A 9,944-nucleotide genomic window follows, 5' to 3' on the forward strand; every position below is an offset into this window, starting at 1 on the left:
GGAAGGGCGTCGCCGGTTATGCCTCACGGCCTGGTCCACGCCGGGGGTCCGCAGGATGGCTGCGTGCCTGGTGTCGGCTTCACGGCGACGCTGATCGCGGAGCCGTCCACCTGTGGCTCATCTCGCCCACATCGACGAGCGTGCCGATGGCGCGCTTGCGTACGCCGTCGGCCATGCGCTTCATGGCCAGCGATTCGATGGCGTCGCACCACAGGTCGAGGTCGGGTGTGGCACTCAGTTCGATGGAGCGGGCTGCGGCCCGCTGCGAGGCGCGGGCCCAGTTGTCCGGGTCCTGCAGGGACGTCAGGGCGTCGATCCAGGCGGTTGAGGTCGTCGCGGTAGGCGAAGATGCCCGCTTCGCCCAGGGACTCGACCAGCCCGGGGGTGGGGTGGGCGATCACGGGGATGCCGGAGGCGAACGCCTCCATCGCGACGCGTCCCCAGGACTCGTACAGGCTCGGCATGAGCATCACGCGGGAGCGGCTGTAGACGTGCTCGCGCATCTGCTGTCCGGGAACGCCGTCGAGGACCTCGCCATTGGGTAGCCGTGGGGGCGGCATGATCTGCTGGCCGTAGGCACTTTGGACACCGAGGAACTTCCACTGCGGTGTCCAGGCGGCGACCTGCCAGAACAGCTCACCGACCTTGTCGGCATTGAGGTTGACCAGGGTCGCGCAGTCGCCGGGCTGCGTGCGGTACTCCTCAGCGATCACCGGCGGGCGCACGCGTAGAAGATCTCGCCGTCCCGCCTGATCCACTCGCTGTTGTAGACGACGAGATCGGCGCCCGCCGCGTTGTGGAAGCTGGCGGCGAAGTTGTCGTGACAGATCACGGCCAGCGGGATGAGACGGTCTCGGGCGAGGCCGGCGACCAGGGGCACGTTCTCGTAGGGGGAGAGCAGCACATCCGCTGTGTGGGCGTGGGCGGCGAAGTCGATGCCTTCCTGGAAGGGAACGACCCGCACCCCGTCGATCTCGTAGGTCTTCTCGCTCCTTCCGGGGTGGGACAGCCAGACCTCCACCTGGTGGCCGCGCTCGGCCAGAGGCCGCAGCATCCCTGACCCGGCGAGGTGACACCTTGTTCGAGCTCTGCAGTGCGATGCTCCGCGAGAACGGCCCGGTGACCTCGCCGGTGGGCCTGACGCTGCTGGCCGAACACCGACGCGGACACGGCGCGTTGTACGACGCGCTCAACCAGGTCCGCATGGACGTGGACAGCTGCGGAAGGCACTGGCCATGCTGCCGCAGCCCAAGGCCGCCGACGGGCGCCTGGTCCTGGCCGTTGATGTCTCCCCGTGGCTGCAGCCCGACGCGCCGACCAGCCCGGACCGCCTGTTCTGCCATGTCTACGGACGCTCGGGACGCTCCTCGGACCAGCAGAGCCGGAGACGGAACCTATTCGGCGCTTGGACCGGTGTCCGGGTTGATCCTGTCGTTGATCTTGCCAGTTACCGCGTCAACAAGGCCTGTCCTGGCGTCCGTTGTGGAGTCGCTGGGTACGCCGTCCAGGGCAGCGCCGTCCTGTACAACATTCTTGGGAGTGATCACCCAGTACGGGTGCCACCAGCCCTGCTCATCGCGTACGGCGAGAAGCACGGACGAGGCGACCGGATGACCGGCAAGCGCCACGGAAGCGGCGTTGACAGCCTGGCCTTGGCTGATGCGGACCTTGGGCAGCGCAGGGTCTTGCGCATGACGTGCGGTGAATGACGCGACGTGGCCACCGGGCCTGATCACCACGTCCATGCGCATCGGCAACATGACGTCGTTTTTGTAGCGGCGCCAGGACACCAGGCGCGCCTCGTCGTGGGGTCCCACCCGGCTGATGGACTGCTTTGCCGGGAGTACCCAGGGGAAGTGGTCGTCGATGAAGCGCTTCGTCACCTTGGCCGCTTCTTCGTCGGATACGTGATCCTGCGTGGGTGCTCCGCGTTCAGGGGCTGGATCGATCATTCCGGACTGCACTTCTCGTGAAGGCCAGTCGATCAACAGGGACCCCTTGTCGGTACTGAGCTGCACGGTTCCCGTGTCTCCGGAGCCCGAAGCGAACTGAACCTTCACGACGGGTGTCACTAGGGTGGCGCAGAGCGCGGCGATGGCGATCATGGCGGCGGAGAAGGCTCGCACGAAGTGTCGGCCGGTCCGGGTGAGATGAGTGCTGCGGTGCCGGTGCCAGAGGACGAGCGCGGCTGCTGCGGTGCCGATGAGTGCGCCGATGCTGTTGGTGATCCAGTCGGTGCTGTCGCAGGCGCGGCCCATCCCCGGAGTGATGGCCTGGACGGTTTCGATGCCGGCGGACATTCCGAGGAGGGCGAGCGCGACGGAGGTGGGGCGTCGTGTGAGCCAGGTTCAGGCTGCCGCGGCGGGTATGAACAGCGCGATGTTCATGAGGCCCTGCGTGGTGACGGCACCGATGAGAGGGTCACCTTCGATGTAGCAGACGTTGTTCGCGGGGGCGTTGAGAGAGAGCGGGTACAGCGTTGCTCCCAGGATCAGCGCGGTCGACGTCGCAGTCAGACAGCTCGCGATAGGCGGCCGATGCGTGGCCTTTGCAACGAGGAGACCGACGAACCCGGCGAGAACGCATACGCCGAGGACGGTGCCCATCAGGATGTGGTCGTTGAGAAGCGTCTGGATCACGGGTCTCTCAGTGGGAGGGTCGAAAGAGGCGTGCCCCGCCCGGGGCGGGCGGGGCAGTCTGATTGTGCTGGCCTCGTGTCAGCAGCCCGTCAAAGGCGCGTTGTAGAAGGTTCCCTGGCCGTCGACGTCCAGGAACCCGACAACGTTCTGGCAGTCGGGAATGTGGACGTTGCTCCACTGAGCGGCCTTGGTGGTCCCGCCGGACTGGGAGAACCAGGAGCCGTGCTCCGGCACGACCAGCGGCTGGCCGATATGGCCGACGGCAACGACATCTCCGCCACCACCGTGCGGCGCTGGCGGGACGAGATCATCGGCCTGCTCGCAGCGAGAGCCCCGCGGCTGGATCACGCCCTGAAGAAGATCGCCAAGCAAGGCGGGGAGGTAGTCCTGATCGACGGCACTCTCATCCCCACCCAGCGCCGCACCGGCGCCGCGAACCGACCGAACTACTCCGGCAAACACCACCGCCATGGCCTGCACGTCCTCGCCCTCACCGACGAGCGGGGCCGAATCATCTGGATCTCCGCCACCCGGCCCGGCCGCACTCACGACATCACCGCCGCCCGCTGCGACCAGATCCTCGCCCACCTGCGCGCCGCCGGTCTCGGCGCCCTGGCCGACCTGGGCTTCGTCGGCCTGGACGACGATCCGGACGACCCCGTGCTCGTCACCGGCTTCAAGGCCACTCGCGCCCGCAAGCTCACCACCGGCCAAAAGGAGGCCAACCAGGTGCTCGCCGCCGCACGCGCCCCCGTCGAACACGGCCTCGCCCACCTGAAGCACTGGCGGATCCTCACCAAACTCCGCACTGATCCCGCCCGCGCCACCCACCGCCTTCGCGCCCTGCCTGACTTCAAGATGGCGCAGGATCAAGTCATCGATTTTTACCGGGGGTTATCCCCACTGCCGTTCCGGATGATCGCCCCATCGCATCGGCCGGCACCGCTCGGGCATCGTGAGCTGGCGACGAGAGCGCGGGGTGTGAAGAGCCTTCCGCAGCAGTGATCTTGCTACGACGACGGAGGATGGACACGTGATCAAGCACAAGCGTGCACTGGGTGGGGCACTCACGCTGGCCGCGGCGGTCGGTGTGATGGGAGGCAGCCTGCCGGCTAACGCCGCCACCGCGGCGACCACGGCCAATGCCACCACCGCACAGTCCCCCCACACTGCCGATGACGCTCATCTGCGCGCGCTCATGCACCGGTTGACCACCGTAGACGGTGCGCCCGGAGCACTCGTCGCGACGCGGGACAGACGCGGCGGCGCGGTGCTGACCAGCGGCGTCGCGGACGTGGACAGCCAGGCGCCGGTGCGTGGCGACAGCAGGTTCCGGATCGGCAGCATGACCAAGCCCTCGTGGCCACGGTCGTGCTCCAGCTGGTGGGAGAGCAACGCGTCGATCTCGACGCCCCGGTGGAGCGCTACCTGCCCGGCGTCGTCCGCGGCCACGGAAACGACGGCCGGGTGATCACGGTCCGTATGCTCCTCCAGCACACCAGCGGCCTGCCCGACTACCTCGACTACCTCAACCCGCAGGACATCCTCGAGGAACCGCTGGCCCACCACGACACCCGCGACCTGGTGGACCTCGCGCTCGCCCACCCGCCGACCTTTGAGAAGCCCGGTGCGAAGCCCGGCTCCGAGTGGCACTACTCCAACACCAACTACCTGCTGGCGGGCATGCTCATCGAGAAGGTGACCGGACACTTGTACGGCGAGGAGATCCGTCGGCGCATCATCGAGCCGCTCGGCCTGCACGATACGTCCGTGCCGGGCGATGCCACGTCGTTCCCCGGACCGCACCCGCGCGGGTACGTACGCTCAGGCGAGGACGCGCCGCTGATGGACATCACCGCATTCAACCCCTCCATCGCGGGCGCGTCCGGCGAGATGATCTCCAGCGGCACCGACCTCAACCGCTTCCTGGACGCCCTCGTTCGCGGCAAGCTGCTGCGCCCTGCCCAGCTCAAGGCGATGATGAAGACCCGGTCGACTGGCAGTGACGACGGCCGGGAGTATGGCCTGGGCCTGGAGAGCCGGACGCTGCCCTGCGGCGGCCTCTACTGGGGCCACGGCGGCGACATCTTCGGCTACCAGACCGTGGGCGGCGCCACAGCCGACGGCAGGCAGGCGACGGTCATGACGAACGTCGACCCGGGTGGAACGGACGCTCAGGACGACGACATGGAAGCCGCCGTCCAGACGGGGCTGTGCGAGGGGCGACACGCACACTCCCAGTAGCGGTTCGGCGCCGCTTTCGCCGCCTCCGCCATTCCCATCGTCCTCCTTGGCCGGGCACGCGGCGTCGTCCCTGGCATGAAGAGAGCCGGGCTCCCGTGATGGTGCGGTCCGCCATGGCGACGAGCGGCCGATCGTCACCGGGCCCGCGGACTGCCGCACGGCGAACTCGTCCCGTTCAGCCCGCACCACGGACAGCTGCTTGGCCAGTTGCTCTTCGCGTCCGTCCAGCTCCGCGCGTCGCGCGGCGATCCGCTCCAGCACCTCGGGGTCCGTCATACGCCGGAGCGGAGGAGCGGCACCGGCGACGACGAACGGGAATCCGCAAAACCTGCGGCCACTGGTCGGTGGCCATCACTGACCCCAAGGAGCCGCGATGATCCGACGTCACCTGACCGTACTCGCCGCGACCGTGACAGCCGGCATGTGCCTGCTGGCCATCTGTTCGCCCGCCCAGGCCGCCGAACCGGCGGGCACCGGCATCGACCTGCCCTCGATCACCGAATCCGGTGACAGCCTCACCTGGTCGGGCACCTACTCCTGCGACAGAGGCCTCCTGCAGACCCTCACTGTCCAAGCCGGCGACGACGCCGGCCACACCGCCACCGAGACCATCCCCCGGCTCTGCCTGACCCCGGTCACCGGCGCCCCGATCAGCGGCACCCTCACCACCGGCCCGCTGGGCCTGGGCCCCGACTGGACCGGCACCGTCACGGTCACTGCCACCATGCGCGACGTGACCGGCGCCGTCACCGCAGAAGCCACCGACGCGCTCTCCGGGGGCCATCTGAGCGACCTCACCATCGATGACGCCACCAGCAACACCAACGGCGATGTCATCCTGTCGGGCACCTACCAGTGCGCCGGCGCCCCGCTGGCCATCACTCTGACCGCCGACACCGTCAGACTGCCCGCCGTCCCCGCCCCCTGCACCAGAGCCGTCGACACTCCCGCCACCTGGACCGCCACCGCCCCCGCCACAGCCCTGTCCACCGTCCAGCCCGCCACCGGAGAGCTGGACGGAGTCCTTGCAGCACCCGTCACCGGCCTGGCGCCCAAGGAAGACGCACAGAGGCCGCCCGACCTCAAGGCGATCCTGGAGAAACTCAAAGGGGGCAGCGCCAAGTCGTGAGCTTGTGGTCTATCCGGTGCGGCGTGGTCTGGTGCCGATTTTGTGGTGGGTGGGTCGGCGGTGGAGTTCGCCGGTGACCAGGAGGAGGCCGACGTCGTAGCGGTCGGCGGGGGCGGGCGATTCGGGTGGCCGCAGATCGACGCATGCTGGTCTCGTGGCCCGAAATACCCGTTGCGCCGTGATCGGAGAGCCCGATCCGCAGGAGTGCCCCGAGACGTGCACCACCTGCGATCACGGACACTGCTGGGGCTGCGGGGCACGCACCCGCGCCGACCACCGCGTGGCCCGCCCTGCGGAACCAAGGTGCCCTGCGTCAGGGCACCTGCCGTCAGGGCGCCTGCCGCCACGCGCCTGTGCCGTCAGGAGACCTGCGCCTTGTCGTACAGCGCCTTCGCCTCGTCGCCGAAGTACGGTCCGAACATCCGGTTCGGCAGGAAGGTGTAACCGAAGCTGTTCACCGAGACCTGCAGGCCGGTGCCGGCCGTCTCGCTGAAGCCGGTGAACCAGGGGCCGCCACTGGAGCCGCCCGTCATGTTGCAGCCCAGGCTGTGGTCCCTCGAGAACAGGAAGTCCTTCGAGCTGTTGCCGCTGCAGTAGATCAGCTTCGTGCCGTCGTACGGCGACGCCGCCGGGAAGCCGAAGTCGTACATCTGCTTGTTGTAGCCGCCGTTGAACTGGATGCCCTGTCCGCCCGTCACCGACGTCAGCTTCTGGCCGTTCAGTGGGGCGACGACCGCCGCGCCGACATCGTAGTTGATGTCCTCGCTCGCCTCCCACTGCGGTGTGGTGAGCGTCTTGGACGCGGTCCACTGGCCGTACGGTGCCTGGCCGTTGTTGTACGCGGGCACGAAGACCCAGTTGGTGTGCCAGCTGCCCTGGTACTTGACGCAGTGCCCGGCCGTGATGATCGTGCTGGAGTTCTGGCTGGTCACAGCGTTGCCTGAACAGGACGCCGTACGGCCCTGGAAGGTGAAGAACACCCGGCCGGAGGTCTTCACGACAGCGCCGCCACCGGTCCAGGGGCCCCCGGCCTGCGGGAACGCGGTGGGGGCGATGGTCGTCGCCTTCCCGCCGGGCTTCGGGGCCTTGAGGGTCTTCGCCGCACTCGGAGTGAGCAGCAGATCGAGCGGGGTGGCGCCGCGCATCCGGTCCGCGGTCCAGAAGGTGCCGGCTTTCTGCTGCTCGGCGGCCGAGGGGCTGTGAGCCGAAACGGGTGCGAGGGCGGCCGCGTTGGCCGCGGTGGCGGCCGACAGCCCGCCCGTGAGCAGGGCTCCGACGGTCAACAGGATGCCTGCGGCAGTGCGATGGCGTCTCACGCATGTCTCCTTCTGCGGTGCCCGGCCGGGGTGGTGCCGGGGCAGGTGGGGATGAGAACGGTGCGGATCGACGTGCGTGAGGCAGCGTGCCACGGAGGAACAGGTTCTGTCAGGAGCGCGTCAGGTCATTACGTGCGTGGCTTCGCCTCCGTGCGCGGGGTTTGTCCTTCGTATGCGCGGGTTCGTCCTTCGCGCGCGGCTTCGCCCTCTGCGTGAGCGGCTCCGTTCTTCGCGCACGGATTCGTGCTTCGCGTACGGCTTCTACGCCATATACCGCTGAGTGACACGCCATGAAGCGTTGAAAGTCACAGGTCGGGCCTCCGATGACACGCTCGTCACCGGGCCTGCTTTGTCCCTTGTGTCGTCATCTCTCAGTCCTGGTCGTGGTCCAGTATGACCTCGGCTCCTTCCGGGCTATACGTCGTGCACCATAGGTCATCCGATATCGGACGAGCCGAGGATGCCGGAGCGTTCTCAGGGGGCGCCACGGCTTCGTCGTACACGGGCAGCCTCCGGTACAGGGTGGAGCGGCCGAGGCCGAGATGCATGGCGATGGCGATGGCGGTGACGGACTCCTTGGCGTCACGGCGACGGAGGGCGACGGCGAGCATGTCGCCGTCGACGGCCGGTGGTTCGACCCGCTGGCCGCGAAACAAGACCGGTGCGACGCGGTTCGGCGAAGCTGAACCCCTGGCTGGTCGATGAGATCTGGCAGGCCTTGCGGTAGCAGACGCGGAATTACCAATGGAGTTAGGCCTGGCCTGCGACGACGTCTGCTGTCTCACGAACTCCCAACTCCTTGAACCAAGGGGGGAGTGACCGACTGTCTGCTTTCCATCCTTGCGGCGGTATGCGCGACGACCTGGTTGAGAGGCAGTCATCATTCCTTGACGGAAGGAGCCCGCGCCGTGACGCGCTGTAAGGTCCATCACGCCGTCGGTAGGACGAGCACTCGGCTCGACCATTTCGATCCGATCGACGCGGACACCCACGTGGTCCGGAACGGGCCATGGGGACAGCTTTGTGAATTCATTGGCCTGGAGGCCCATTTCAGTCTGGAGGCGTGACCCCATGGGTATCGACGGGCTCCGCAACGAGACTGACCGGGAAGAGGGAACCGGCATCACGCGGGTCCTCGCCCGGGAAACCGCGGGATGCGCCAGGGACATGGCCGTCGCCGCCCGCTACGCGATCGGGGCGAGCCGGCTGTCCGCGCCCTACTGGATGCTCCGACGGTTCCTGGGGGGCCGCAGGCCGCCCGCTGGACGGTGCCGGCCTGGTACCCATGGAGTTCGCCACGCCACGTCGAACGGCTCGCGTCCTTGTCCGGAAGAACCAGAGTGACCTCCTGATCCTGTGGCAGATGTTCGTGCGCCGCTTCTACGAGCTCGGTACGCCGTACGCGCTCGGCACACGGATCGAGACCCTGGACACCATCGTCGACCTCGGTGGCAACACGGGCCTCGCGGCCTCGTACCTGACCGCCCGCTACCGGCTACGCACCCTGCTGTTCGTCGAACCCGTGCCGGAGAGCGCAGCGATGCTGCGCCGCAACGCTGCCCTCTCTCCCATGGACTGGATCGTGGAAGAGGTGGCGGCGATGGGTGCAGCCGGCACCCTGGAGTTCACCGTCAGCGGCTACTGGGCCGCCTGCACCGGCGTGCCCGAGGTCGCCGCCTTCCGCCGCGCCCGCCCCTACCACCTGGAGAACAGACTGGCGCGCCCCAGCATCCGGGTTCCAACCGTGCCCATGGAGCAGCTACTGCATCGCCACAGCCTCACTCACATCGATTTACTCAAGGTGGACATCGAAGGCGGCGATGCCGACATCTTCGAACGACCGCAGCCCTCGATGGAGTGCGTCGAACGCATCGTCCTCGAAATACATGACCGGTACATCGACGGCCAGATGGTCCGCCACAGGGCCCCTTGGCAGCTCGGGGTCGCGACGCCACTCGAGTATCAAGAGGCCCTGTTGCTCCAGTCCCGCGATCCGGCCCCCGCTCCGTCCAACTCCCGTTTGGCGCCGTACGATTACCTCGCGCACCGGTTCGGGATCGCGGTCGGCCGACTCTTGGAGTCATGCCGCGTCAACGTTGAGTAGGACGATTTTGCCGATGCGGTGGGCCATACATGTTCCTGGACTTCGGCCACGATGGCTGCTTTCTGTCCGGCTTGGCGGGAGCGCAGGGTGGTGCCGTGCACGGATGCGCGCTTGGCGAGGAGTTCGGCATGGTTGAGTTCGGCCGTCAGGCTGTTCTGCAGTCCGATGATGACCAGGCGCCCGTCGAGGGCCAGGGATTTAACGTTGCGCGGAAGGTAGTCGCCGCCGATGACGTCGAGGATCACGTCGTAGGGGACGTGCTCGGCGAAGTCCTCGGTGTGGTAGTTGATCGCGAGGTCGGCGCCGAGTTCTCGGACCCTGGCGGCCTGCTCGGGGCCGCCGACGGTGGTGACGACGCGGGCGCCGTGAGCCTTGGCGATCTGAATGGCTGTCGTGCCGATGCCGCCGGCCCCGCCATGAAGCGCTCCGGGTCTGATGGAGGCTCGATTCCCTGAGAGGATCGAGTCATGGCCCGTCCGTCCCCTTACCCTGCCGAGCTGCGTGAGCGTGCG

General features: G+C 67.8%; 9 protein-coding genes and 3 pseudogenes. 5 read left to right on the forward strand and 7 right to left on the reverse strand.

What is annotated here, in order from left to right:
- Window positions 1–23: 23 nt before the first annotated feature.
- Both ACWC0C_RS43995 and ACWC0C_RS44000 read right to left on the reverse strand, forming a co-directional pair.
- On the reverse strand, window positions 24–725 hold the full coding sequence (locus ACWC0C_RS43995) for a glycosyltransferase family 4 protein (protein ID WP_450870472.1): 702 nt from the start codon (window positions 723–725) through the stop codon (window positions 24–26).
- Entirely contained in the window at window positions 710–1,054 is a 345-nt protein-coding gene (locus tag ACWC0C_RS44000) for a hypothetical protein (protein WP_450870474.1), read from the reverse strand. Before ACWC0C_RS44000 ends, ACWC0C_RS43995 begins: the two co-directional genes overlap by 16 nt.
- Before the next feature lie 2 nt (window positions 1,055–1,056).
- Here ACWC0C_RS44000 and ACWC0C_RS44005 point away from each other — a divergent pair.
- A pseudogene (locus tag ACWC0C_RS44005) lies at window positions 1,057–1,376 on the forward strand (transposase); the annotation flags it as partial.
- 18 nt (window positions 1,377–1,394) lie between these two features.
- Here ACWC0C_RS44005 and ACWC0C_RS44010 read toward each other — a convergent pair.
- The 3 genes and pseudogenes from ACWC0C_RS44010 to ACWC0C_RS44020 all read right to left on the reverse strand — a co-directional run.
- Window positions 1,395–2,312, reverse strand: a pseudogene (locus ACWC0C_RS44010) (VanZ family protein); the annotation flags it as partial.
- A gap of 36 nt (window positions 2,313–2,348) precedes the next feature.
- Window positions 2,349–2,639, reverse strand: coding sequence for a hypothetical protein (locus tag ACWC0C_RS44015; RefSeq protein ID WP_450870476.1), 291 nt, complete (start codon window positions 2,637–2,639; stop codon window positions 2,349–2,351).
- Window positions 2,640–2,717: 78 nt separating this feature from the next.
- On the reverse strand, window positions 2,718–2,873 hold the full coding sequence (locus ACWC0C_RS44020) for a hypothetical protein (RefSeq protein ID WP_450870477.1): 156 nt from the start codon (window positions 2,871–2,873) through the stop codon (window positions 2,718–2,720).
- On the opposite strand from ACWC0C_RS44020, the gene ACWC0C_RS44025 reads away from it, so the two are divergent.
- The 3 genes and pseudogenes from ACWC0C_RS44025 (at window position 2,862) to ACWC0C_RS44035 (ending at window position 6,012) form a co-directional block, all read left to right on the forward strand.
- A complete protein-coding gene (locus ACWC0C_RS44025; RefSeq protein WP_450870479.1) occupies window positions 2,862–3,644 on the forward strand; it encodes a transposase family protein in 783 nt (260 codons plus the stop codon). The two genes, ACWC0C_RS44020 and ACWC0C_RS44025, sit on opposite strands and share 12 nt — an antisense overlap.
- A gap of 193 nt (window positions 3,645–3,837) precedes the next feature.
- Window positions 3,838–4,883: pseudogene (locus ACWC0C_RS44030) on the forward strand (serine hydrolase domain-containing protein).
- 373 nt (window positions 4,884–5,256) lie between these two features.
- On the forward strand, window positions 5,257–6,012 hold the full coding sequence (locus ACWC0C_RS44035) for a hypothetical protein (RefSeq protein WP_450870481.1): 756 nt from the start codon (window positions 5,257–5,259) through the stop codon (window positions 6,010–6,012).
- Between the two features lie 359 nt (window positions 6,013–6,371).
- Here the strand turns inward: ACWC0C_RS44035 and ACWC0C_RS44040 are convergent, their stop codons facing one another.
- The gene (locus ACWC0C_RS44040; RefSeq protein WP_450870482.1) at window positions 6,372–7,328 is read right to left on the reverse strand and encodes a trypsin-like serine peptidase; all 957 of its coding nucleotides are present in this window, start codon (window positions 7,326–7,328) and stop codon (window positions 6,372–6,374) included.
- Between the two features lie 1,285 nt (window positions 7,329–8,613).
- Here ACWC0C_RS44040 and ACWC0C_RS44045 point away from each other — a divergent pair.
- Entirely contained in the window at window positions 8,614–9,432 is an 819-nt protein-coding gene (locus tag ACWC0C_RS44045) for an FkbM family methyltransferase (protein ID WP_450870483.1), read from the forward strand.
- On the opposite strand, the gene ACWC0C_RS44050 is transcribed toward ACWC0C_RS44045, so the two are convergent.
- Window positions 9,363–9,944 (reverse strand): zinc-binding dehydrogenase (locus ACWC0C_RS44050; RefSeq protein WP_450870484.1); only part of this gene is annotated, 582 nt, incomplete at its 5' end. The genes ACWC0C_RS44045 and ACWC0C_RS44050 overlap by 70 nt on opposite strands.

The sequence above is a fragment of the Streptomyces sp. NPDC001709 genome (assembly GCF_053596375.1).

What these genes read in the sequence shown, in the direction of transcription:
- ACWC0C_RS44045 (WP_450870483.1), top strand. Translation starts at nt 8,614, where the DNA reads ATGGAGTTCGCCACGCCACGTCGAACGGCTCGCGTCCTTGTCCGGAAG.
- ACWC0C_RS44035 (WP_450870481.1), top strand. Translation starts at nt 5,257, where the DNA reads ATGATCCGACGTCACCTGACCGTACTCGCCGCGACCGTGACAGCCGGC.
- ACWC0C_RS44000 (WP_450870474.1), bottom strand. Translation starts at nt 1,054, where the DNA reads ATGCTGCGGCCTCTGGCCGAGCGCGGCCACCAGGTGGAGGTCTGGCTG.